General features: G+C 43.1%; 21 protein-coding genes and 6 tRNA genes. 21 read left to right on the forward strand and 6 right to left on the reverse strand.

The genetic code is table 11. The features are described from left to right. The first annotated feature begins 116 nt into the window (after nucleotides 1-116). The 7 genes from ACVFI8_RS21275 to nadA all read left to right on the forward strand — a co-directional run bounded on the left by ACVFI8_RS21275 (nucleotide 117) and on the right by nadA (nucleotide 1,868). Nucleotides 117-192, forward strand: a tRNA-Lys gene (locus ACVFI8_RS21275). Between the two features lie 30 nt (nucleotides 193-222). Then, nucleotides 223-298: transfer RNA gene (locus tag ACVFI8_RS21280), tRNA-Lys, on the forward strand. Nucleotides 299-317: 19 nt separating this feature from the next. Next, a tRNA-Lys gene (locus tag ACVFI8_RS21285) sits at nucleotides 318-393 on the forward strand. A 17-nt stretch (nucleotides 394-410) separates the two neighbouring features. Then, a tRNA-Lys gene (locus ACVFI8_RS21290) sits at nucleotides 411-486 on the forward strand. 34 nt (nucleotides 487-520) lie between these two features. Beyond that, nucleotides 521-596: transfer RNA gene (locus ACVFI8_RS21295), tRNA-Lys, on the forward strand. A 25-nt stretch (nucleotides 597-621) separates the two neighbouring features. Next, nucleotides 622-697 (forward strand) — tRNA-Lys (locus ACVFI8_RS21300). 112 nt (nucleotides 698-809) lie between these two features. Further along, the gene (nadA, locus tag ACVFI8_RS21305; protein ID WP_457872624.1) at nucleotides 810-1,868 is read left to right on the forward strand and encodes a quinolinate synthase NadA; all 1,059 of its coding nucleotides are present in this window, start codon (nucleotides 810-812) and stop codon (nucleotides 1,866-1,868) included. A gap of 490 nt (nucleotides 1,869-2,358) precedes the next feature. On the opposite strand, the gene rne is transcribed toward nadA, so the two are convergent. Continuing rightward, entirely contained in the window at nucleotides 2,359-5,412 is a 3,054-nt protein-coding gene (gene rne / locus ACVFI8_RS21310; protein WP_457872625.1) for a ribonuclease E, read from the reverse strand. A 417-nt stretch (nucleotides 5,413-5,829) separates the two neighbouring features. Between rne and rluC the strand changes: the two genes are divergently transcribed. Continuing rightward, nucleotides 5,830-6,780 (forward strand): 23S rRNA pseudouridine(955/2504/2580) synthase RluC, encoded by a 951-nt coding sequence (rluC, locus tag ACVFI8_RS21315; protein ID WP_457872626.1) that lies wholly within the window; start codon nucleotides 5,830-5,832, stop codon nucleotides 6,778-6,780. A gap of 33 nt (nucleotides 6,781-6,813) precedes the next feature. On the opposite strand, the gene ACVFI8_RS21320 is transcribed toward rluC, so the two are convergent. Beyond that, nucleotides 6,814-7,401 (reverse strand): Maf family protein, encoded by a 588-nt coding sequence (locus ACVFI8_RS21320; RefSeq protein WP_248715627.1) that lies wholly within the window; start codon nucleotides 7,399-7,401, stop codon nucleotides 6,814-6,816. Between the two features lie 129 nt (nucleotides 7,402-7,530). Between ACVFI8_RS21320 and yceD the strand changes: the two genes are divergently transcribed. The 13 genes from yceD (at nucleotide 7,531) to ACVFI8_RS21385 (ending at nucleotide 17,872) form a co-directional block, all read left to right on the forward strand. Next, entirely contained in the window at nucleotides 7,531-8,061 is a 531-nt protein-coding gene (yceD, locus tag ACVFI8_RS21325; protein ID WP_248715513.1) for a 23S rRNA accumulation protein YceD, read from the forward strand. Nucleotides 8,062-8,073: 12 nt separating this feature from the next. Next, the gene (gene rpmF / locus ACVFI8_RS21330; protein ID WP_248715512.1) at nucleotides 8,074-8,247 is read left to right on the forward strand and encodes a 50S ribosomal protein L32; all 174 of its coding nucleotides are present in this window, start codon (nucleotides 8,074-8,076) and stop codon (nucleotides 8,245-8,247) included. Nucleotides 8,248-8,258: 11 nt separating this feature from the next. Further along, the gene (plsX, locus tag ACVFI8_RS21335) at nucleotides 8,259-9,284 is read left to right on the forward strand and encodes a phosphate acyltransferase PlsX (protein ID WP_248715511.1); all 1,026 of its coding nucleotides are present in this window, start codon (nucleotides 8,259-8,261) and stop codon (nucleotides 9,282-9,284) included. A gap of 7 nt (nucleotides 9,285-9,291) precedes the next feature. After that, nucleotides 9,292-10,251: a beta-ketoacyl-ACP synthase III gene (locus ACVFI8_RS21340; protein ID WP_248715510.1), complete on the forward strand. Its 960-nt coding sequence runs from the start codon at nucleotides 9,292-9,294 to the stop codon at nucleotides 10,249-10,251. A gap of 15 nt (nucleotides 10,252-10,266) precedes the next feature. Beyond that, the gene (gene fabD, locus ACVFI8_RS21345) at nucleotides 10,267-11,199 is read left to right on the forward strand and encodes an ACP S-malonyltransferase (RefSeq protein ID WP_248715509.1); all 933 of its coding nucleotides are present in this window, start codon (nucleotides 10,267-10,269) and stop codon (nucleotides 11,197-11,199) included. Nucleotides 11,200-11,212: 13 nt separating this feature from the next. Next, nucleotides 11,213-11,947 carry a 3-oxoacyl-ACP reductase FabG gene (gene fabG / locus ACVFI8_RS21350; RefSeq protein WP_248715508.1) on the forward strand — a complete coding sequence of 245 codons (735 nt, stop codon included), beginning with the start codon at nucleotides 11,213-11,215 and terminating at the stop codon, nucleotides 11,945-11,947. A gap of 165 nt (nucleotides 11,948-12,112) precedes the next feature. Next, nucleotides 12,113-12,349 (forward strand): acyl carrier protein, encoded by a 237-nt coding sequence (acpP, locus tag ACVFI8_RS21355; protein ID WP_248715507.1) that lies wholly within the window; start codon nucleotides 12,113-12,115, stop codon nucleotides 12,347-12,349. Between the two features lie 75 nt (nucleotides 12,350-12,424). Continuing rightward, the gene (fabF, locus tag ACVFI8_RS21360) at nucleotides 12,425-13,669 is read left to right on the forward strand and encodes a beta-ketoacyl-ACP synthase II (protein WP_248715506.1); all 1,245 of its coding nucleotides are present in this window, start codon (nucleotides 12,425-12,427) and stop codon (nucleotides 13,667-13,669) included. 73 nt (nucleotides 13,670-13,742) lie between these two features. Then, on the forward strand, nucleotides 13,743-14,534 hold the full coding sequence (gene pabC, locus ACVFI8_RS21365) for an aminodeoxychorismate lyase (protein WP_457872627.1): 792 nt from the start codon (nucleotides 13,743-13,745) through the stop codon (nucleotides 14,532-14,534). Next, complete coding sequence (gene mltG, locus ACVFI8_RS21370; RefSeq protein ID WP_457872628.1) at nucleotides 14,524-15,516, forward strand: endolytic transglycosylase MltG; 993 nt, start codon at nucleotides 14,524-14,526, stop codon at nucleotides 15,514-15,516. The genes pabC and mltG overlap by 11 nt, the downstream gene beginning before the upstream one ends. A gap of 3 nt (nucleotides 15,517-15,519) precedes the next feature. Further along, nucleotides 15,520-16,149, forward strand: a complete 630-nt coding sequence (gene tmk, locus ACVFI8_RS21375) for a dTMP kinase (protein ID WP_248715503.1) — start codon at nucleotides 15,520-15,522, stop codon at nucleotides 16,147-16,149. Between the two features lie 14 nt (nucleotides 16,150-16,163). After that, complete coding sequence (locus ACVFI8_RS21380; protein ID WP_248715502.1) at nucleotides 16,164-17,087, forward strand: DNA polymerase III subunit delta' C-terminal domain-containing protein; 924 nt, start codon at nucleotides 16,164-16,166, stop codon at nucleotides 17,085-17,087. A gap of 5 nt (nucleotides 17,088-17,092) precedes the next feature. Then, entirely contained in the window at nucleotides 17,093-17,872 is a 780-nt protein-coding gene (locus ACVFI8_RS21385; RefSeq protein ID WP_248715501.1) for a TatD family hydrolase, read from the forward strand. A 109-nt stretch (nucleotides 17,873-17,981) separates the two neighbouring features. Here the strand turns inward: ACVFI8_RS21385 and rsmF are convergent, their stop codons facing one another. Genes rsmF through ACVFI8_RS21405 form a run of 4 tightly spaced genes read right to left on the reverse strand, consistent with a single transcriptional unit; the run spans nucleotide 17,982 to nucleotide 23,224 of the window. Next, nucleotides 17,982-19,409: a 16S rRNA (cytosine(1407)-C(5))-methyltransferase RsmF gene (gene rsmF, locus ACVFI8_RS21390; RefSeq protein ID WP_457872629.1), complete on the reverse strand. Its 1,428-nt coding sequence runs from the start codon at nucleotides 19,407-19,409 to the stop codon at nucleotides 17,982-17,984. A 12-nt stretch (nucleotides 19,410-19,421) separates the two neighbouring features. Further along, the gene (locus ACVFI8_RS21395) at nucleotides 19,422-21,986 is read right to left on the reverse strand and encodes an MlaD family protein (RefSeq protein ID WP_457872630.1); all 2,565 of its coding nucleotides are present in this window, start codon (nucleotides 21,984-21,986) and stop codon (nucleotides 19,422-19,424) included. Nucleotides 21,987-22,011: 25 nt separating this feature from the next. Further along, nucleotides 22,012-22,620 (reverse strand): paraquat-inducible protein A, encoded by a 609-nt coding sequence (locus ACVFI8_RS21400; RefSeq protein ID WP_248715498.1) that lies wholly within the window; start codon nucleotides 22,618-22,620, stop codon nucleotides 22,012-22,014. Beyond that, on the reverse strand, nucleotides 22,604-23,224 hold the full coding sequence (locus tag ACVFI8_RS21405) for a paraquat-inducible protein A (protein ID WP_248715497.1): 621 nt from the start codon (nucleotides 23,222-23,224) through the stop codon (nucleotides 22,604-22,606). The genes ACVFI8_RS21400 and ACVFI8_RS21405 overlap by 17 nt, the downstream gene beginning before the upstream one ends. Nucleotides 23,225-23,230: the final 6 nt, after the last annotated feature.

The following is a 23,230-nucleotide window of genomic DNA, read 5'->3' on the forward strand; positions in this document are numbered from 1 at the left end:
AGAAAAAAAGATTCAAATTACTATTGCACAACAGTCTTAAATCCGTATCATAGGCCGCCGTTGAGTCAGGTCAATTGCGCAAGCAAAATGCACCGGGTTTAATTGAAGTTCAAAGTGGGTTGTTAGCTCAGTTGGTAGAGCAGTTGACTTTTAATCAATTGGTCGAAGGTTCAAATCCTTCACAACCCACCACTTTGGATTTCAGCAGTGTTAGATTAGTTAGGGTTGTTAGCTCAGTTGGTAGAGCAGTTGACTTTTAATCAATTGGTCGAAGGTTCAAATCCTTCACAACCCACCAATCTACTACCGCGCATAGTGGGTCGTTAGCTCAGTTGGTAGAGCAGTTGACTTTTAATCAATTGGTCGAAGGTTCAAATCCTTCACGACCCACCACTATTTTACGACGATTTGGGTTGTTAGCTCAGTTGGTAGAGCAGTTGACTTTTAATCAATTGGTCGAAGGTTCAAATCCTTCACAACCCACCAAATCGGCTCGTTTAAAATAGGTTTTTACAGTAATGGGTTGTTAGCTCAGTTGGTAGAGCAGTTGACTTTTAATCAATTGGTCGAAGGTTCAAATCCTTCACAACCCACCACTGCTGTTGAAACATTATCACTTTTGGGTTGTTAGCTCAGTTGGTAGAGCAGTTGACTTTTAATCAATTGGTCGAAGGTTCAAATCCTTCACAACCCACCAATATCTCTCCCTAGTTTATTGCTTTAAGCCTACTAATTCTTTAGTCCAATAACTGACATTTTTAATTAGCTCGGTGTATAATGTCCGAATCATTAACATCCCAGATGTAGTTATGCTTGAGTTAGAATTCTTCAACGAGTCAATTTATCCTTTCCCGCCAAAGCCGCTCAAATTAGATGAGCAGCAGCGCTCTGAATATAAAGAGCGCATAAAGCGCCTATTGATAGAGAAAGATGCAGTATTGGTAGCCCATTATTATACCGATCCTGAAATACAAGCCTTAGCCGAAGAAACGGGTGGTTGCGTTGCTGACTCATTAGAGATGGCAAGATTTGGCAATAATCATCCTGCTAAAACTTTATTAGTTGCTGGCGTTAGATTTATGGGTGAAACAGCTAAAATTCTTACCCCCGAGAAAACGGTAATCATGCCAACCTTAGAGGCTACCTGTTCACTTGATCTCGGCTGCCCAGAAAAAGAATTCTCAGAGTTTTGCGACCAGCACCCAGAGCATACCGTCGTCGTATACGCAAATACATCTGCCGCAGTAAAAGCCAGAGCTGATTGGGTGGTAACATCGAGCATTGCAGTAGACGTGGTTGAGCATTTAGATGCCGAAGGGCATAAAATTATTTGGGCTCCTGATAAACACTTAGGTGGCTATGTTGCGAAACAAACTGGCGCAGAGATGTTGTTATGGCAAGGCGCTTGTATCGTTCACGACGAATTTAAGGCCAAAGCCTTACGTCAGTTAAAAATACAATATCCCGATGCGGCTATTTTGGTTCACCCTGAGTCTCCAGAAAGTGTCGTCGCTATGGCCGATGCAGTCGGTTCAACGAGTCAACTTATCGCTGCAGCCCAACACTTACCTAATAAGCAATTGATCGTTGCAACCGATAAAGGCATTTTTTACAAAATGCAACAAGTGTGCGAAGGCAAAGAGCTTATCGAAGCACCCACAGGCGGAAATGGGGCAACCTGTCGTTCTTGTGCGCATTGCCCCTGGATGGCGATGAATGGCTTGCAATCGATAGAGGAAGCCCTGGTCGACGCGAATGGTAAAGAAGTATTTGTAGATGAATCGCTTATCGAAAAAGCCTTAATACCACTTAACCGTATGCTAGGTTTTGCGCAGTCAAACAAACTGAAAGTTAAGGGCAACGCATAGTCTTACAAGCGTAGTTCAGACTTAAACTCGTTTATTCAAACAAGCGAGTTTAAGTTTTTCTTCATTTCTTCTTACCTTCAGCCTTAATCTTTCCTAAATCGTCATAAATCAACGCTTAGCAGTCCAAGTTCATTAAGCAGGCACGGGTATCAAAAAACCAACAACGGCTTACAGCCACGCTATCAAGGCCACTTAAAGGTGCTTACTCGACAGAGTATACCCTTATTGCGTAAGTGCAGAGTCATTCAAATATTTACTGCTTGTTCTACCACCTCATTGTCCTGTGTTGTTTACTTTGAAACTAAGGTCGCTTAACTCTTTTTTATCATTGAGTGTAAGGACGTTTATTCAAGGATTGATCGTTAACTGTTGAATGCCCAGATAATAGAAAATAAAAAACCGCAGTCATTTCTGACCGCGGTTTTTTTGTTGTATAAAGACCTGATTGAGATTACTTAAGCGGCGCTCTATGTGCGCCGCTTAGTTCAAGCTAAGCTCCAGGCTTAGTCATCGGACTTTGCGAAGAGGTCGTAGAGCTACTACTAGTGACTCTGCGTGTACCAGTGGTAATAGGCTTACGTACGTATGGTTTTTTCACTTCTTCACTTGTTGCTGGTTTCACAACAGCTGGAGCGGGCTTTGCCATAGCCGCAGAAGAAGCGCCTTTGCCTTCAACTTTGCTTGGCTTCAACTTACCGCGATTACTACGCTTAGGTTTAACCTCAGCTTTTACCGGCTCAGCAGGCGTTTCAGCTTTTACTGGCTCAGCAGGCGTTTCAGCTTTTACTGGCTCGGCAGGGGCTTCAGCTTTTACTGGCTCGGCAGGGGCTTCAGCTTTCACTGGCTCAGCGGGTGCTTCAGCTTTCACTGGCTCGGCAGGTGCTTCAGCTTTTACTGGCTCAGCAGGCGTTTCAGCTTTCACTGGCTCGGCAGGTGCTTCAGCTTTTACTGGCTCAGCAGGCGTTTCAGCTTTCACTGGCTCAGCAGGGGCTTCAGCTTTTACTGGCTCAGCAGGGGCTTCAGCTTTCACTGGCTCAGCAGGCGTTTCAGCTTTTACTGGCTCAGCGGGTGCTTCAGCTTTCACTGGCTCAGCGGGTGCTTCAGCTTTTACTGGCTCAGCAGGGGCTTCAGCTTTTACTGGCTCAGCAGGCGTTTCAGCTTTTACTGGCTCAGCAGGGGCTTCAGCTTTCACAGGCTTTGCAGCTGCAGTGCTAGATGCTTGCTCAGATTCTGGGTAGCGAGAATCTACCGCATCTGCATTAGCTTGTTCTGCTTTCGGTAAGTCATTAAAACGCTTGCGCCCAGCATTACTTGATGAGCGACGACGACGTTTTGGCTTAGGAGCATCAGTACCTTCAGTAGCTTTTGCTGGCGCTGGGGCCGCTACTGCTTGGGTGTCGGCTTTGACTGGCGCAGTGTCAGCCGGTTTAGCTTCAACAGGTGTTGTTTGCTCTGCCGGTTTATCGGCATTCATGCGAACTTTTTTACGCAAATTGCGACGTTCTCTACGTTCCTTTAACTGTTGCTCTTTTGGCGCAGCGTCTTTTTGAACCGATGCTTCGGGTTTTGTTGATTCAACGACAGCTTGATCACGCTTAGGTTTGTTACGGGTATCCTTACGACGACGATTGTTAGCGCCTTCAGGTCTTTCTGTACGTTCAGAGCGCTCAGTACGTTCTTTACGCTCTGGGCGCTCAGTTCTACCTTGCTGCTTATTATTGCGTTTGTCGTTACGTTGATTGTTTCGTTGATTGTTACGACGGCCATTGCGTTTATCTGATTTGTCGTGGCTACTCGTTTTTGTCTGCTTCTTCGGCGCTGGTTTTTCTTCACCTGCAAATAAAGCACTAATGAAGCTAGCTAAGCGACTTAACAATGACGGGCTATCTGATTGAGCGTTAACTACAGCTTTAGCCGGTTTATTGGCAACCGGGGCGGCTGGAGCAGCGGGTGCTGCAAAACCTTGTAAAACAGGTTGCTCAGCTTCAATTTTTTCTTTAGCTACTTGGTTAGGCTGATAAACCGGAGATGGGTTTTCGGTGGTTAACTGATAGCTAGTTTCTTGAGTTTCTTCACCGCTACGTAGACGTGTCACATCGTAATGTGGCGTTTCCATGTGTTGGTTAGGAATGATAATTAAACGAACATTATGACGTTTCTCAAGTTTGTTAATCGCTACACGTTTTTCATTTAACAAATATGCGGCTACAGGCACTGGTACTTGTGCATGTACTTCAGAGGTATTTTCTTTAAGCGCTTCTTCTTCGAATAAACGTAAAATAGACAGCGCTAAAGATTCGTTATCCCGAATAGTACCTTGACCGCTACAACGTGGGCAGATATGAGTGCTTGATTCGCCAAGGGAAGGGCGAAGGCGCTGACGCGACATCTCTAATAAACCGAAGCGAGAAATTCGTCCTACTTGCACACGAGCTCGATCTTGACGAACCGCATCGCGGAAACGATTCTCTACTTCTCGTTGATTCTTAACTGGAGTCATATCGATGAAGTCGATAACGACTAAACCACCTAAGTCACGTAGGCGTAATTGGCGAGCAATTTCGTCAGCGGCTTCTAAGTTTGTTTGTAGAGCGGTTTCTTCAATGTCTCCGCCTTTAGTTGCTCTAGCAGAGTTAATATCGATAGAGGTTAAGGCTTCAGTTGGGTCAATAACAATCGAACCACCAGATGGAAGACGAACTTCACGTTGGAAGGCTGATTCAATTTGCGACTCAATTTGATAATGATTAAACATTGGAACTTCGCCATCATAGCGCTTAATGCGACTAACAAAATCTGGGCGAACGAGTTCAATATGTTTTTTAGCTTGGTCAAAAATAGTTTGGTTATCGATCAATATCTCACCAACATCGCGGCGTAAATAATCACGAATAGCACGAACAATAACGTTACTTTCTTGGTGAATCAGAAACGGCGCTTGTTTTGACTTAGATGCTTCGGTAATCGCTCCCCAATGATTCAACAGAACTTTTAAGTCCCATTGTAATTCGTCAGCAGATTTGCCTACGCCAGCAGTACGAACGATTAAGCCCATACCATTTGGCAACTCTAGACCGTTCATCGCTTCTTTTAATTGGGTTCGCTCATCACCTTCTATGCGTCGAGATATACCGCCAGCTCGCGGGTTATTGGGCATTAATACCAAGTAACTTCCGGCTAAACTAATAAAAGTAGTTAAGGCTGCGCCCTTATTGCCTCGTTCTTCTTTATCAATCTGAACGATGACCTCTTGGCCTTCTTTAACCACTTCTTTGATGCTTGGACGACCTTGATATACGTAGCCTTCAGGGAAGTATTCGCGGGCAATTTCCTTCATTGGTAGGAAACCGTGTCGATCTGCGCCATAGTCTACAAAAGCAGCTTCCAAGCTAGGCTCTACGCGGGTAATTTTACCTTTATAAATGTTCGCTTTCTTTTGTTCATGACCAGGACTTTCGATGTCTAGGTCATATAATCTTTGACCATCGACCAATGCAACGCGCATCTCTTCAAGCTGCATTGCATTAATTAACATTCTTTTCATTTATGTTGCCTTGGGGTTTGTTTGATTAAAACAACCTCTTAAGCAGCACATAACCTGCCTTAAATGGCCAGACCCTGTGTTTTATAGTTAGAGTTATGTAGGTAACCTCACGGTTAGCTGCTCTAGTCTTTAGGGCGCATTTTGGCGCTTGTATAAATAAGAGCCCCGCAACAATTGTTTGTTGCCGAACTGTATAATCTATTCTATTTAGCTTTGATTTAAGGCAAATACTTGTGATTGCCTATCAGGTTGCTATGAAAATTCTTATCACCAAGCTAGCTAATTTTGCAAAAATATAGGGCTTGGTGGCGGTGCCAAATAAGGAAAACCATTAAAAACGGGCACTTTAAGCCTTACAAATATAGCAAAGCTATATTTTTCCATCAAATTATTTATGAGCATGTTACAATTTTTGCTATGAATACCGAAAATAAAGCGGTTCAGATGGTCACAATAAGTGACGACGAGGCTGGACAAAGAATAGATAACTTTCTCTTAAAGCGGCTTAAAGGAGTGCCTAAAAGTCGTATTTATCGCATTTTGCGTAAAGGAGAGGTTCGGGTTAACAAAAAGCGGATAAAACCAGAATATAAGATCGCCGCAGAAGACATAGTAAGGATTCCACCGATTAGGGTAGCCGAAGAAACCGGCTTACCGTCAAATAAACTCAATCAAGTGGTTCAGTTAGAACAGCACATTGTCTATGAAGATGATTGCTTGTTAGTACTTAACAAACCCTCTGGTATGGCCGTGCACGGTGGCAGTGGTTTAAGCTTTGGCGTCATTGAAGCTTTACGCTCTCTTCGTCAGGATTGTCGTTACCTTGAACTGGTACACCGAATCGACCGAGATACATCAGGCCTATTATTGGTTGCCAAGAAACGTAGTAGCTTGCGAGACCTACATCGGCAATTAAGAGAAAAGGTTGTCCAGAAGGATTACTTAACGTTAGTCCATGGCCAATGGCCAAAAGCGGTTAGAACCGTAGATGCACCGCTACGAAAAAATGCAGTAGCTTCAGGCGAGCGAATAGTGATTGTTGACCATCAAGAAGGAAAACCATCATTAACACGTTATCGTATCGAACGACGCTATGCCGATATGACCTTAATGAAAGCGAGCCCTGTCACTGGCCGTACTCACCAAATCAGGGTGCACAGTTTATATCAGGGGCACAGTATTGTAGGTGATGACAAATATACGAGCCGAGAGCTATTGGCCGAATCTGCTGCTCAGGGCTTAAACCGATTGTTTTTGCATGCTTGGCAAATTCGCTTTGAACATCCAGCGACACAAAAAGAGATGCATTTAACCGCGCCTTTAGAGTCAAGTTTACAAGCTTATTGCGACAAGTTGACACCACTGTAGTAAAAGAAGGAGGCTAGACCTCCTTCTTTTCGTTTACTGAGCGAGTAGCTCTACGCCTTGTTGTTCTAGCAATTCACAAAGCTTTATTAGTGGTAAGCCTACTAAGCTATTTGGATCATCGCCGCGTAAGTGGCTAAATAACACAATGCCCGAACCTTCGCTTTTAAAGCTACCTGCGCAGTTATAAGGTTGCTCTTGTTTTAGGTAGCGCTCGATTAGTGCAGGACTGAGTTGGCGAAAGCCAACATCAAAGGTATCGACTATACTCACAAGCTGTTTGGTTTCGCTGTTATACAAAGCGAGGCCGGTATAAAAGGTAATAATCTGACCACTGGCGTCGGTAAGTTGTTTTACCGCGTTTTGATAGTTTCCCGGTTTGCCAACAATTTTCTGGTTAATACTGCACACTTGATCCGAACCTATAATAAGGTGTTGAGTAAATCGTTCAGCACCTGCTAAAGATTTTTGCTCGGCTAATCGCAACACTAACTGCTCAGCGGTTTCGTCAGTGTGAGGGCTTTCATCTATATCTGGATTAAATGTTAGAAAGCTTGGAATAATTTTCTCAAGCAGCTGTTTTCTAAAAGGGGAACTAGAGGCAAGAACTAAGCGATTTTCCATCATTTTTTAACCAATTTTGAAAGTCTGATGATTTTAAACCCAATCTTTAGCATTTACGATGCCTAAGAGTATGAAAAAAGCAGAAATTGTTTTGACTATCACTGAGCGTAACTATATTATGCGCGCCTTATGCAGAAAGTGAAATTACCAGTAGAAATCGACCCGTTCAAGACGGCGAAACGAAAGTTAGACTATCAAGGCTTGCTTGAGGTCATACGATTGCCCCGTTTAAACGATGCGATTTTGAAAGTGAATAGTGATGTAGACGTCTGGTTACGCTTTGGAACTGACCCTCAAGGGTTGGTTGTCGTTCAAGGCAGAGCGTTAACTGAGGTTGAGTTAGAGTGCCAACGTTGTAATGAAACATTTAGTTTCCCTATCGACGTTGAGTTTACTTACTCGCCAGTCTGCGATGAATCGCAAATAGATGAGTTACCAGAAGATTACGAACCGCTACAATTAGATGATGACAATTACTTTGTTGTTGCTGAATTAATTGAAGACGAGTTGTTACTATCGTTGCCAATTATTGCTAAACATCCTTTAGAGGATTGTAAGGTTAAGCAAAATGAACAAGTCTTTGGAAAAATCGAAGTGGTGGAAGAAGAATCTAAACCGAATCCGTTTGCAGTGTTAGAAAGTTTAAAAAAGAAAGACTAGGAGACTGGGTCAATGGCTGTTCAAAAAAGTAAAGTTACACGTTCAAGACGTGGCATGCGTCGTTCACATGATGCAATTGCAGATAATGTTGCATTAACTACTGATGCTACATCAGGTGAGCTTCACCGTCGTCACCATGTTACTGCTGACGGTTACTACCGTGGTAACAAGGTTATTAACAAGTAAATTTTTGCATTTTGCAAAAAATTACAATTGCAGTTGATGCAATGGGGGGCGATGTTGGCCCCCTAGTTACAGTGCCTGCCGTCGCGCAGGCACTTAACTTTTATCCTCATCTTAATATCACCTTGTTTGGTGACAAGCAGCTCATCAATTCCCTTTTAGTTGCTCATAATTTAGCCCAACATCCACGGCTTACCTTTATTCATACTACACAAGTCGTTACTGCAAACGATAAACCTCTTACCGCACTTCGTTCTCGTCGACAATCTTCGATGCGTTTAGCTCTAGATATGGTTCATCAACATCAAGCCGATGCTTGCGTGAGTGCCGGGAATACCGGGGCGTTAATGGCGATGGCTAAAGTGGTGTTAAAATTATTACCTGGTATCGAGCGCCCAGCGTTAGTTAGTCATCTACCAGAAGAAAATGGTAAAGGAAGCTTTCTACTTGACCTTGGCGCAAACTCTAGTTGCGATTCTGACGTGTTGATGCAATTTGCAGTCATGGGCGCGGCCTTAGCCGAAAGCGTTTGGCAATTGGATAGCCCAAGAGTAGCGCTGTTAAATATCGGTGAAGAACAAATAAAAGGTAATGATGTCGTTAAACAAACAGCTCAACTGCTTGAAAACTCAAGTTCAATTAATTACATTGGCTTTGTTGAAGGTAATCAAATATTTAGTGGCAAGGCAGATGTTATAGTATGTGATGGTTTTGTAGGCAACATCGCCTTAAAAACCGCCGAAGGTGTCTCTCAATTAATTTTGTCAAAACTAAAAAAGCAATTTGATGTAAATTGGTTCGCACGTTTTGTATTAAAATTATTTCTACCGAGCCTAAAATCACAGCTCAAGCAACTGAACCCCGACCAGTATAACGGCGCGAGTCTGTTAGGATTGCGCGGAATTGTCATTAAGAGTCATGGTCATGCCGACGAAGAGGCATTTTTACAAGCTATTCACCAAGCGGTTGCCGAAATACAGCAACAAGTGCCAAGCCGTATTACCGACAAACTTGAATCATTATTAATTGATAAGCATTAAGTCACTTATGTACTCAAAAATATTATCTACAGGTAGTTACCTGCCAAGTAACGTCAGAACCAATTCCGATCTAGAGCAAATGGTCGAAACCAGTGATCAGTGGATTACCGCTCGAACGGGAATTAAAGAACGTCGTATCGCTGGAAATAACGAGTCAGTCGCCGACATGGGCTATCATGCTTCGGAACTGGCCATTGAGCGCGCAGGTATAGATAAAAACCAGATTGGGTTGATCATTCTTGCTACTACCTCAAGCGAAAATGCCTTTCCGGCAGCCGCTTGTGAAGTACAAGCCAAACTTGAATTGCCTGGCGTGCCTGCCTTTGATATTGCGGCTGCTTGTGCAGGCTTTACCTATGCGCTTAGCGTTGCAGATCAATACATAAAAAGTGGTTTAGTTAAAAATGCGCTGGTTATTGGTGCGGATAAACTTTCTCACATGTGTGATCCCGATGATCGTTCAACTATCATCTTGTTTGGTGACGGCGCAGGTGCTGTATTGCTAGGCGCCAGTGAACAGCCCGGATTATTATCAACCCATATTCACGCTGATGGTCGATACGGAGATCTGCTTAAGTTGCCACATCCACAAAGAGGGATGTCTGGAACTCAAATGGAATCTTATATGACGATGAGTGGCAATGAAGTGTTTAAAGTTGCGGTTACCCGTTTAAGTGAAATTGTAACAGAAACACTTGCGGCAAACGGCATTGAAAAAGCAGAGTTGGATTGGCTGGTACCCCATCAAGCCAACTTTAGAATTATAAAAGCAACCGCTAAAAAGCTATCTATGTCTTTAGATAAGGTTGTTCTGACCTTAGATCGACATGGCAATACTTCTGCTGCTTCCGTGCCTATTGCTCTTGATGAAGCGGTAACCGACGGAAGAATTAAGCGCGGACAGCTAGTATTGTTAGAGGCATTTGGTGGCGGTTTTGCTTGGGGCAGTGCCCTAGTCAGATTTTAACTATTAGGATAGATAATGAGTAAATTAGCGTTCGTATTTCCAGGGCAAGGCTCACAAAGTGTGGGCATGTTAGCTGAATTAGTTAGCGAATACCCAGTGGTAGCCAATACTTTTCAGCAAGCGTCAGACGTATTGGGTTACGATTTAGCGGGCTTAATCGCCAACGGACCAGCTGAAGAACTAAATGATACTAGTCGCACTCAGCCTGCCTTGTTAGCTGCGTCGGTCGCGCTTTGGCGTCTATGGAACGAATTAGGTGGCACCCAACCAAGCATGTTAGCTGGCCACAGTCTTGGTGAGTACTCGGCATTAACTTGTGCTGGCGTTTTGGATTTTGCCGATGCCTTAAAGCTCGTTGAATACCGCGGGCAGTTGATGCAAAAAGCCGTACCTGCTGGAGTTGGCGCGATGTCAGCGATTATCGGTTTAGGTAATCAAGAAATTCTTGACGCCTGTGCGCAAGCGGCTGAATCGGAAGTGGTTACCGCGGTAAACTTTAACTCTCCAGGCCAAGTTGTTATTGCTGGCCATAAAGCTGCTGTTGAACGTGCCAACGTACTCTGTAAAGAAGCAGGCGCTAAACGCGCACTGCCATTACCAGTAAGTGTGCCTTCGCATTGTGCTTTAATGCAGCCTGCAGCTGACGAACTTGCAGGGTATATAGAAGGGATTACTTTTTCTGAACCTCAGTTTGACGTTATCAATAACGTTGATGTAGCGATTGAAACCGACGCAAAAGCGATCAAGTTAGCTTTGATCAAACAACTTTATAGTCCAGTACGTTGGACTGAAACCGTTGAGACAATGGTGAGCAAAGGCGTTGATACCTTATATGAGTGTGGTCCAGGTAAAGTACTCACTGGTTTAGCAAAACGAATTCATAAACCATTAGTTGCAGCTGCAATTAATGATCTAACATCAGTTAAGTCTGCTTTAGATAATAAGTAACGGAGAGAATTAAATGACTTTGCAAGGTAAAGTTGCACTAGTTACCGGCGCGAGCCGTGGTATAGGAAGAAGTATCGCAGAGGCGTTAATCGCTAAAGGTGCTAAAGTTATAGGCACAGCGACTTCTGACAACGGCGCACAAGCTATTAGCGACTATTTGGGTGACAACGGCGTAGGTTTAACCTTAAACGTAACCGATAGCGAATCCATTAAGCAATTATTTGTAGATATTAAAGCTAGCTACGGCGACATCGATATTTTGGTTAATAACGCGGGTATTACCCGTGATAACTTACTGATGCGTATGAAAGACGATGAATGGGAAGATATTATCAATACTAACCTCACGTCAGTTTTTCGTTTAAGTAAAGCCGTATTACGTTCTATGATGAAGAAGCGTAATGGTCGTATCATTAGTATTGGTTCAGTGGTCGGTACTATGGGTAACGCCGGACAAGCGAACTATTCTGCAGCTAAAGCTGGCGTATTGGGTTTTACTCGGTCATTAGCTAGAGAAGTCGCTTCTCGCGGGATCACAGTTAATGCGATAGCCCCCGGATTTATTGAAACAGATATGACGCGCGCACTTGACGAGACACAACGTGATGCTATCTTGTCGCAGGTGCCTATGGGACGTTTAGGTGATGCTCAAGAAATCGCCAAAACCGTCGCGTTTCTCGCGAGCGAAGACGCGGCCTATATAACAGGCGAAACAATTCACGTTAACGGTGGAATGTACATGGTTTGAGCGAAGGCTTAAAAAATGTGCAAAAAATTGATAGATCGCAAGTTTTTTAGCAAAATAACTACTAAAAACGTGGTTAGACCACTACGGTTAGGCTTGCAAAGTATCTGTGTTTGAATACACTATCGCAACAACGCAGAAGCGTATTTACTAAGGAAAAATATTGTCATGAGTGCAATTGAAGAACGTGTTAAAAAAATCATCATCGAGCAACTTGGCGTAAGCGAAGACGAAGTTAAAAATGCAGCTTCTTTCGTAGACGACCTAGGCGCTGATTCTTTAGATACAGTAGAATTGGTTATGGCTTTGGAAGAAGAGTTTGATACTGAGATTCCAGATGAAGAAGCTGAAAAAATTACTACTGTACAAGCTGCAATTGATTACGTTCTAAATAATCAAGATTAGTAAAAAAGTGGGCGACATCAGTCGCCCATTTGCATTCCCCCTAAGATAAGCAAATCCCCCCTTGGAGGCACTTCAGTGACTAAGCGTAGAGTCGTTGTTACCGGCATCGGTGCGTTATCACCTGTAGGTAATACCGCTGAATTAACCTGGCAAGCCGTTAAAGCTGGTCAAAGTGGTATTGGACCGATTGATCACTTCGATATCGAAGCATTCCCAACTCGTTTTGCGGGTTTAATCAAAGATTTCGACGTCGAAAAATTCATGAGCCGTAAAGATGCTCGTAAAATGGATGCGTTCATTCAATATGGTGTGGCAGCAGGGCTAATGGCTTTTGATGACGCGGGTATTGAAGTCACGGAAGAAAACGCAGATGGCTTTGGTGTATCGATTGGTTCTGGAATCGGTGGATTAGGCTTAATTGAGCAAAACCATGAAAGTTATTTAAAAAATGGACCGCGTAAAATCAGTCCGTTTTTTGTTCCATCAACCATTATCAACATGGTTGCTGGTCACTTATCGATAATGAAAGGCCTGAAAGGTCCAAATATCGCCGTGACCACAGCGTGTACCACGGGTGCCCATGCTATTGGCCTCGCAGCAAGAATGATTGCCTACGGCGATGCTGAAATTATGCTGGCCGGTGGTGCAGAGAAAGCATCTACCCATCTAGGTATGGGAGGGTTTGGCGCCGCTAAAGCGCTATCAACGCGTAATGATGACCCAACTAAGGCTAGTCGTCCTTGGGATAAAGACCGCGATGGTTTTGTGCTAGGTGACGGTGCTGGCGTAGTGGTTCTAGAAGAATACGAGGCAGCTAAAGCCCGCGGAGCTAAGATATACGCAGAACTTGTCGGTTTTGGTATGAGCGGAGACGCTTACCACATGACGTCACCACCTGCCGATGGTGATGGCGCTGCGCGCTCTATGGCAGCAGCGATAAAAGATGCAGGTATCGACGCTGCAAGCATCGACTACATCAACGCTCATGGTACTTCAACACCCGCTGGTGACATTGCAGAAACACAAGCCGTTAAAACGGTATTTGGCGAACATGCAAATGAAGTATTAGTTAGCTCGACTAAATCAATGACTGGCCACCTATTGGGTGCAGCTGGCGCTGTTGAAGCTATTATTTCTGTTCTCGCTATTCGCGACCAGATCGCTCCACCCACCATTAATTTAGAAAACCCAAGCGAAGGCTGTGATTTAGATTATGTAGCGGGTACCGCTAGAAACGCTAAAATCGATTATGCCTTATCGAACTCTTTCGGCTTTGGTGGTACTAATGGTTCATTGGTATTTAAAAAGATTAGCGATTGATTGTTGGTTAGCGTTACAATAAATTCGAAGCCTGATGTTATCATCAGGCTTTTTTATATTTGGGGAATTAGCTTTGCAAGTTGAAGGGCTTAACAGTGCAGACCGTGGTCTGAATTACGGCGATGGTTTTTTTACAACGGTGTTGATTAAAAACCACCGGCCTATGCTGTGGAGCTACCACCGGCAACGGTTACTCAATGCAGCGCAAGCTCTTAAGTTTCCACTTATTGATCTCGATGAGCTCTATGCAGCGCTCTTGCTTAAAATAGAAAACCTTAAAGACGGTGTAGCAAAGATTGTTATCACTAGAGGTGTAGGCGGGCGAGGCTATGGCTTACCTAAATCTGTTTCTCCGAACTGCTTGATCAGTACGGGTGCTTTACCCACCAGTTACCCAAATTGGCGAGAACAAGGCTTGCACCTAGGTATAGCGCAGCAACGCTTAGCTAGCGGCTCAAGTTTTTCTGCGGTAAAAACCTTAAACCGCTTAGAACAAGTAATGATGAAAATTGAAGCCGATGAATCTCAGTTTGATGACTTGGTTTGCGTTGATATTTTTGATCATGTGATTGAGTGTGTTGCATCTAACTTGTTTTGGGTTAAAGGAAAAAATATTTATACATCTGATCTGAAAGGGTCCGGTGTGGCAGGCGTTCAGCGACATTTTCTATTGGATAATGCCAAGGGATCTCCCTTCAGTGTTAAGCTAGGTAGCTATTCAATTAGCGACATCATCAATGCAGATGAAGTTTTTATAAGTAATTCACTTTTACAGTTCGCGCCTGTGAGGCAGCTCAATGAGCAGGTATTTCAACAAAACGACACATGTCGTTGGTTTCAACATTTGGTGAATCATGTTTCGTAAGTTTACTTTAGCCTTTGTTATATTGCTGATGATCGCAACAGGTGGCGCTGTTTGGCTTAACAGTTTTATGCAGCAGCAGTGGCAGTTATTAAGAACGAGTCAGCTTCAACAAGTGTCGGTTGATGTTGGTGACAACTTTTACCGAGTAAAAGATACTGTATTTAGCAACACGGCAGACGACAACCTGTGGTTAAAACTTTGGTTTAAACTTAATCCAGAACTCGGTCACATAAAAGTGGGGCGTTATCAATTACCGGAAGAGTTAAGCCTAGCACAGTTGAACGACATTCTTGCAAGCGGCAAAGTGGTGCAGTTGAAAGTTAGTTTAATTGAGGGCGAAACGTTTAAACAATTCTGGCAAAAGCTTAATCAAACTGACGGTATAGTCGCCAGTGAGATGAGCGAGCAAGAATTATTGACCTGGCTTGAGAGTGATTACACCAAGCTCGAAGGTTTGTTGTTACCAGAAACTTATTTCTTTGTGCATGACACCGCTGCTGAGCAAATAGTAAAACGCGCTTATCTTGCGTTAAACCAAGCCTTAGATAAACAATGGCAACAGCGAGCTAAGTCGTTACCTATTGGCTCTCCATATCAAGCATTAATCTTAGCGTCAATTATTGAGAAAGAAACAGGCGCCAAGTTTGAACGCCCACGTATATCTTCGGTGTTTGTAAATCGCCTCAATAAAGGTATGCGTTTACAAACCGACCCGACAGTCATTTATGGGATGGGTGAGCGTTATGATGGCAATATTCGACGTAAAGACCTCCGCGAGGCTACGCCATATAATACCTATGTCATTAGAGCCTTACCGCCAACGCCTATCGCTATGGCTAGTGAAGACGCGATCGCTGCTGCGCTAAATCCTGAGGATTCAGATTATTACTATTTTGTGGCTAAGGGCGGCGGCGAACACTATTTTTCAAAAAATCTCGCTGAACATAACCGTGCAGTTCGCAAATACATTTTAAAGAAGTAAATCATGACCACTGGAAAATTTGTAGTAATTGAAGGCTTAGAGGGTGCTGGTAAAAGCACTGCTGTTTCCGCGATTCAATCGATGTTATCAAAGCATAATATCGATTTTATAAACACCAGAGAGCCCGGTGGTACGCCAATAGCTGAAGCGCTTCGCAGTATTGTTAAAGAAGGTGTAAGTGGTGAGCAAGTCTGTGATAGTACAGAGCTACTGCTCATGTATGCCGCTCGCGCTCAATTGGTAGAAACTACGATCAAACCGGCTTTAAATGAGGGAACATGGGTAATTGGAGATCGCCACGATCTTAGCTCGCAAGCCTACCAAGGTGGCGGAAGACAGCTTGGTGTAGAGAAGTTAAAAGCCATTAAGCAGATCGCGATTGGTGATTTTGAACCTGACCTAACACTGTACCTTGATATAGAACCCAGCTTGGGTTTAAGCCGTGCTAGAAACCGGGGCGCGCTCGATAGAATTGAACAACAAGCGCTAAGTTTTTTCGAACGAAGTAGAGACGTTTACTTGCATCAGGCGAACAGCAGCGACAATATTAAGATTGTTGACGCTAGCCAAAATATGCAACAAGTTGCTAACGATATCGTAAGTATATTAGAGCAGTATTTAGAAAGTTTATAACTGGGAAAACAACGATGAGTTTGCCGTGGTTAGGATACACTTGGAAAACGCTTTCTAAACAATTGCATGAGCAAAACTTTCCACAAAGCGTGTTGTTAAGGGGAGAGCAAGGTTTAGGTAAGCAGCAGTTAGCCCGTTTTCTGGCTAAGACTATACTGTGTTCAACTCAGCAGCATCAAGCTTGTAATCAATGTCATAGCTGCCAAATATTTGAAGCAGGCACCCATGGTGGCTTCTTTCAAATATCTCAAGACAAACCTAAAGTGGATGATATTCGTGAATTAAGCCGCTGGGCTGGCCAAACGAGTTCATTAGGCTCAAGTAAAGTGGCGATTATCAGTGACATTAGTTTACTGAACGACGCGTCCAATAACGCATTGCTAAAAACCTTAGAAGAGCCAGTAAATGATACTCACTTCATTCTAATCAATCATTTACCATTCAAAGCGATGCCCACTATCCTTAGTCGTTGCCAAGTCGTTAACATTAAAACGCCTAGCATTGAAATGGCAGAGCAGTGGTTGCTTAAGCAAAAGATTAGGTTAGACCAAAACTTTTCGCTAATATACCGTTTTTGTAATAGCTCTCCGCTTAGGGTATTAGAGTTTTACCGCGAGCAGCAATTTAGTGAATTGGAATTGTTCATTGAGCAGTTTCAATTAATGACACAAGGTAAAATAAATAAGCTTGCCGACATCTTACAAAAAGATACCCAAAAGTTAAGTTGGTTATCGCATACGCTGGCCTTAGCCATAAGCTTGCAAGCTGGATTAGTTAGACCCTCTTTATACCCGCAACTGCAGACAGAGAGCCTGTCAGTAGACTGTCTTAATGGTTGTTATCGAGAACTCATTTCGCTAAAAAAACAGCTAGAAGAGTTTCCTAGCTTAAACATTAGCCTCCAGTTATACCCAATATTTTCACAATTCAAGGATTAGCCCCGGTGTTAGTAGATTCACATTGCCATTTAGACCGCCTAGATTATGAAACTAAACACGACAACGTTGCCGATGCTTTAGCCAAAGCTAAAGCAGCAGGCGTTGATTACTGTTTAGCTGTTGCAATTTCTCCTGATAAGTTTCCAGTAATGATGGAGAAAGTAGGGCAGTTTGAAAATGTGTTTGCTTCTTGTGGTATGCACCCGCTGTATGTTCAAGACCAACCCTTTGATAAAGAAATATTGGCATCGTATTTGTCCCAGCCCAAAGTGGTTGCCGTTGGTGAAACGGGCCTCGATTACTTTTACGCTGCAGAACACAAACAATTACAACAACGTGTCTTTATTGATCAAATAGAATTAGCCGTTGAATACAACAAGCCGCTAATCATTCACACTAGAGATGCTAAAGAAGATACCCTAAAACTGCTTAAGCAACATAAAGCTGAAAGTTGTGGCGGTGTATTACACTGTTTTACAGAAAGTCTAGATATGGCCATGGCCGCTATTGAGATGGGATTCTACATATCAGCCTCTGGAATTATCACCTTCAATTCTGCGAAACAGTTACAAGAGACTTTTCGTCAGATACCATTAGATAGAATTCTGGTTGAGACCGACAGCCCATACTTGGCCCCGGTTCCTCATCGAGGAGAAGAAAATCAACCGGCTTATACCCGAGAAGTCGCAAATTTTCTGGCTGAATTAAAAGGCCTATCAATAGAAGAAGTTGAATCAGTCACTACGAGTAACTTTTTCAAATTGTTTAAGCAAGCTAAGCAGTAAAAAAACGGCTCCACTCTAATCCTTGAGCGGAGCGTAGGGGAAGGGCTCTGTGTAGAGCCTTTGCGCTAATAGTCAATTAAGTGTAGACCTCAACGCTAGCTTTGCAAGTTCATCGCAAGCCCTTGTCTTTCACTAACTCTCGTGGATAAGAATTTTTTATTTTGTTTCTTATCCATTTTCCTAAGCCAATGACTTGTCCTTTATAGACTAACGCTACTTCGCCTTTGTTATTATTTGGGTAAGCAATATCTTTACCTTGATAAAACTCATGAGCTTGTTGCTGATCTAACTCAACGCTGTTCTTGGTGATTAAATGACCCAGGGCTGTGATAGCATCATGGCTACTGCGAAAACCTTGTTTGAATCCTTCTGCTAACTTTAATCCTACTCGCTCAAATCGCATTTCATCCTTCACAGCCAAGAAGCTATTGGGTAATAACCAATAGTCATCACCTTTATTAAATACTGAGTGGCTGGTAGGTAGTTGAATACCAAATGACTTAACGAAGTGTTGCTCAACGGCTTTTGTTTGTTTAGTTGCAGCTTGCTGATAGGCGAACGGCTTGATCCGTTTGTTAATCGGTTCGGCCGGCATAGACTGTTCGCTTTTACGAAGTGCTGCGACGAAAAAGCCTTCACTGTCGAAACGTTGCGGCCAGACGTGTAAGTAACCCTCTTTCGTTATTGCTTGCTCGCAGCCAGCAAACAATTGATTTAAGTTGATAGCCTCAAAGTGAGAAGGATATTTTTTAGATACAGCTGCAATCACTTGCTGATTTTCTTGTTGGTTAAGCGTACAAGTAGAGTAAACCACTATGCCATTTGGTTTTAAAGCATGCAGTGCACTTTCCAATAAATCGGCTTGTAGGGCCGCTATTGTAGTTACGTGTTGTTCGCTCCAATTCTCTAAAGCTTGTGGATCTTTGCGCAAGGTGCCTTCACCAGAACAAGGTGCGTCCAGCAAAATAGCATCAAACTTTTCTGGCATCCAAGTGCCAAAGACTTCTGCACTAAAATGGGTAATGGCTGTATTGATTACCCCGCAGCGCAACAGGTTAGCACTCAATATTTTCACCCGGCTAGCAGAATACTCGTTAGCAACTATCGCTCCTTTTCCTTGTAGAGAAGCAGCGAGTTGAGTGGTCTTAGAGCCCGGTGCGGCGGCAGCATCTAACAGTAAACTATCTTCATCTGCTTGGAAGCAGTGAAACAGAGCACTCACTGGCAACATAGAGCTAGCTTCTTGAATATAAAAAAGACCGGCCATGTGCTCTGCACTGTTACCCAAAGAAATGCTTTGGTCTTCCCGCTCTATCCAAAAGCCAGCCTCACACCATGGGATAGGTGTTAATTGCCATTGATTATGCTTAGCGATGTCTAGAAAGTTACTAATTGAGGTTTTTAAGGTATTTACCCTAATGCTTTTTCGCATAGGTTGTTGGCAAATAGCTTTAAAACTGGCCAAACTCAAATCACTGGGCAAATCTTGTTCTATTCGCTCGATGAACTTAGCTGGAAAATTAATTGTTTTACTCAAAACGGATAAATACTATGGCTGGATTGATGGGCTCCATTGTAGCCATTTTTCATCATAAGTGGGCTGTAAATCGAACTTATCTTCACTCATGGCCACTTCCGCGTAGGGTTCTTCTTGAGGAGTGGCAAAGGCGATCCCACCGCTTAACAAGGTTTCCACTGAATCTAAGCGTATATTGGCACCACCTAAGCCCAGTTTTACGTCCATACCCGAAGCATTCCAAAAAACACTATTGGTTCTAACTAAGTGTCGGTATTTTGATTGGATAGATAGACGCGCTAGGATTTTTGAACCGTCGTTGGCTAATTTTGCATCGTCAACAGTACCCACTTGATACTGTTTATATAACACTGGACTACCAATTTTCAGCGAGCCAAAGTGGCTTGAGCTTAACCAAATATGTAAAGCATTTTTGTCGCTGTTTGGTGCCTGCTTTAATAAATTGAATTGCTGTAACGGTTGGCCTTTACCGGGCAGGGCATTGATAAAATCACCTTTGATTAAGGTGTCTACATTTTTTATTTCTGTGAGACTAATTGACGCGCTTTCTTGCCAGTAAACACTGCCGGTTCGCGCAAAATTACGGTAATAGGGATAATCTAACTCCGCGAACGCCTGTAACTCTGACAGGTCATCATTAAAGCTCAAATCGACCACTTTGCCAATCTGTTGCCCTTGGTACTTGATGGGCATATTTTTACGCAAGCCATTACTGTTTTTAGTCGACAAGGTTATCGCCAGATGGCGTTTAGTGGCTTGTTGTTTGTTTTGGTATATTTGGCGGGTGCCTTCTTTGCCTAGCTCTTCAAATTGATCGAAGCTAACCCCACCTAACACAATAGATTTTAAAGATTCACTCGTTACCGATAAACCGTCTAAACTGGCTTTTATTTCGATACCTGAAGCATGCCAAAAGCGTGTGTTATCTTGAACTAAATGGCGGTAATTTCCATCAATCGATAAACTGACTTCAATATCACCCTCTTTTCGTAGCTTATAGTGAATAACTTTACCCACCGGAAGCTTACGAAATAACACCGGGGCCCCTTCTCCTAAAGAGCCTAATTGCTCAGTAACAAAGGTCAGTTTAAGCGCAGAGCCGGCTTTTTCTTTAGATAGTAACGCGCCTTGACGGCTATCATGTAAAGTGAAAGAAGCCATCGTTGAAGCTTGAGTAGATTTACCGGGTATCAGCACAATGGGGGTATTAATAAAACCACTAAGACCGCTACTTTCTATGGTTAGGCCATCCATGTCAGCTTCTACTGAAACTGGGCTTTGGCTGAAGAAACGGCTTTGTACACTTAACAAAGATGCATATTGTTGCTGGACATAGGCGTCAATTTCAAACTGTCGCTCTACCAAGCGAATGCCTGTTACCTTACCGATGGTTAAGCCTTGATAAACAATAGGGCTACTAATCGAAATACCATCTACTTTGTTGGTTTTCAACACCAGAGTGCGGCTACCCGTTGGCGCTTGAGACATCAACGACAAATTAAACTCAGCTTGCGGCTCTCCTTGTTCGGCTAATACTTCGATTTGTTTAGCCCCTAACATAGCGCTGAGGTTCTTAACACCACTTAAACTAATCTCTGGTTCAATCAACACTAGTTGTGTGGTGTTATTAAACAGATCTTCGTATTTTGGTTCTACCAAGGCTTTAGCGACAAAGTTATCATGGCTTCCACTGTTTTCTACTTCGGTAATGAAGCCAATGCTCGCGCCACGGTAAACAAGTTTACTGCGATTGGCCTGTAAACCAAATTGCTGGTCCATATTAATCAAGATAGGCTTGCCTCGATGAGAGTCTTTTAAATTTGGGAATAACCTAAATTGTTGACCTTTGTCAGCGGCCGTGGACTGGGTAGGGCTATCAAAACTTACCCCGCCAGAAATGACACTGGCTAAACTCTCACTGCTGATTTTAACGCCGTCTAAAGAGATGTCTGCGTTAAATCCACTCACGTTCCAGAACCGAGAGTCAATTTTAACTAAATGGGCAAATTGGGGTTTAATTTGTATATCAAATTCGACTTTCTGAGTATCTTCTAATTGAAAACGTTGAACTTCTCCCACTTTTATCTTTTTAAAATATACCCCTGAGCCAATATTTAAAGAGCCTAGGTCGTCGGCGATTAAGCGAATGTTTAGGCCTTTTCCGCCAATAATGTTTGGCGCTTCATTAAGCGCAACGAACTGTTCAGCGGGTTTACCTGAACCAGGATTGAGTTCAATGTAATTGCCTGATACCAGTGCATCCAAACCGCTAATTTCTGTAATCGACGCCTTAGGTGTCACTAACCAAAACTGACTATCTGTTTTTAATAGTTCTTCAGCTTCTCTTTTAATGTCTACCTTTACGATAACACCTTCAAGTTTAGGCGATAGTTCGATAGCTTTTACCACCCCAATATCTAATCCCTGATAAAAAATTTGGGTTTGACCGGCGGTAATACCTTTTGCACTATCAAACAAAATATCAATTTTAACGCCAGCCTCTGACCAAGCTTTAAACAACAACCAAACGCCAAGTAACAAGGCAATGATCGGCAGTAACCAGATAGGAGATATCACTTTTTCTCTTTTGAATTCCGGAGCGCTAGCGTTGTTCAAGTTCTTTATCCCATATCAGTCGAGTATCAAAAGATTTAGCTGCAAATAAGGTGAGTATAACCACTACGCCGAATGCGGTAGCGCCGGGGCCAGCTTCAACCCCCACTAAATTATTACGTTCAAATACCGCTATCATAATCGACAGTACAAATAGGTCTAACATCGACCACTTGCCAATAATTTCGATTATCCTATAAATGACGATGCGCTGTCGATTATCTAAATTAATTCTATAATGCAGGCTAAGTAAGATAACGGCTAAGCCCACTAACTTCATCACTGGTACGACAATACTGGCAACAAAAACCACGATTGCAATACCCACCATGTCGTCCTTTATTAGGCTGATAACCCCCGACATAATGGTTTCATATTGTGGCGCTCCTCGGGTGCTCAACACAGTGATTGGCAGAAGGTTAGCGGGGAATAAACCAATGGTCGCAGCAATAATAAAAGCCCAGCATTTCTGCAAACTGTGAGGCGTCCTGCTGTGCACTGCCATATGACAGCGATGACAGTGAGTCTCTTGTTGATTCATGGTCAGTTTGCAATGACGGCAAAGCTTTAAGCCTACTTGCTTAGCGGATGTGTACATATCGTTCCCAATACTCGGCGGGTTCTAAACGTTGAATTAACCGAGTCGATAACACTAACGTAATGCAGATACACCAAAGCCCATAACCTAAATCTATATCTGCATATTCGATCAGTTTGACCAGAGCCACTAAAAAGCTAACGATATACACCTCTATCATGCTCCAGTGAATTAAATCATCCTGAAAGTGTAAAGCCGTGGCTAACCCTGGTGACTTCCAACCAATAGAGAGCGAAAAAGAGGTGTAGGAAATTAAGCAAAACAAGATGATAGGCGCTAAAAAGCTGGCTATAACCACCGAAAACCCGACTAAATAATACCCGTGCTCTAGTAATAACACGGTCCCTCTAAGGATATTGGCTGAACTAGGAATGCCTAAAAAGGTAAAACTTAACAATGGGTAGGTATTGGCTAATATAACCATGACCAAACAACTTAATGCCAAGGCGAGCTGGCTAGAAAAACGAACTCTGCTGCCACGTGCTAAAACATGTTTACAGCGTGGGCAAACAAGAACATTTCCGGCACGGCAATGGGGACGAGTATCTACTAATAAATCGCAACTTGGGCAAATAGTTAGCTTTGATGATTCAACAGATTTCATAAGTTC

It is taken from the genome of Agarivorans sp. MS3-6, assembly GCF_054112545.1.

What these genes read in the sequence shown, in the direction of transcription:
- ACVFI8_RS21320 (WP_248715627.1), bottom strand. Translation starts at nt 7,401, where the DNA reads ATGGAAAATCGCTTAGTTCTTGCCTCTAGTTCCCCTTTTAGAAAACAG.
- rpmF (WP_248715512.1), top strand. Translation starts at nt 8,074, where the DNA reads ATGGCTGTTCAAAAAAGTAAAGTTACACGTTCAAGACGTGGCATGCGT.
- ACVFI8_RS21400 (WP_248715498.1), bottom strand. Translation starts at nt 22,620, where the DNA reads ATGTACACATCCGCTAAGCAAGTAGGCTTAAAGCTTTGCCGTCATTGC.
- rne (WP_457872625.1), bottom strand. Translation starts at nt 5,412, where the DNA reads ATGAAAAGAATGTTAATTAATGCAATGCAGCTTGAAGAGATGCGCGTT.
- rluC (WP_457872626.1), top strand. Translation starts at nt 5,830, where the DNA reads ATGAATACCGAAAATAAAGCGGTTCAGATGGTCACAATAAGTGACGAC.
- ACVFI8_RS21340 (WP_248715510.1), top strand. Translation starts at nt 9,292, where the DNA reads ATGTACTCAAAAATATTATCTACAGGTAGTTACCTGCCAAGTAACGTC.
- ACVFI8_RS21380 (WP_248715502.1), top strand. Translation starts at nt 16,164, where the DNA reads ATGAGTTTGCCGTGGTTAGGATACACTTGGAAAACGCTTTCTAAACAA.
- mltG (WP_457872628.1), top strand. Translation starts at nt 14,524, where the DNA reads ATGTTTCGTAAGTTTACTTTAGCCTTTGTTATATTGCTGATGATCGCA.
- yceD (WP_248715513.1), top strand. Translation starts at nt 7,531, where the DNA reads ATGCAGAAAGTGAAATTACCAGTAGAAATCGACCCGTTCAAGACGGCG.
- fabG (WP_248715508.1), top strand. Translation starts at nt 11,213, where the DNA reads ATGACTTTGCAAGGTAAAGTTGCACTAGTTACCGGCGCGAGCCGTGGT.
- ACVFI8_RS21405 (WP_248715497.1), bottom strand. Translation starts at nt 23,224, where the DNA reads ATGAAATCTGTTGAATCATCAAAGCTAACTATTTGCCCAAGTTGCGAT.
- tmk (WP_248715503.1), top strand. Translation starts at nt 15,520, where the DNA reads ATGACCACTGGAAAATTTGTAGTAATTGAAGGCTTAGAGGGTGCTGGT.
- acpP (WP_248715507.1), top strand. Translation starts at nt 12,113, where the DNA reads ATGAGTGCAATTGAAGAACGTGTTAAAAAAATCATCATCGAGCAACTT.
- nadA (WP_457872624.1), top strand. Translation starts at nt 810, where the DNA reads ATGCTTGAGTTAGAATTCTTCAACGAGTCAATTTATCCTTTCCCGCCA.
- fabD (WP_248715509.1), top strand. Translation starts at nt 10,267, where the DNA reads ATGAGTAAATTAGCGTTCGTATTTCCAGGGCAAGGCTCACAAAGTGTG.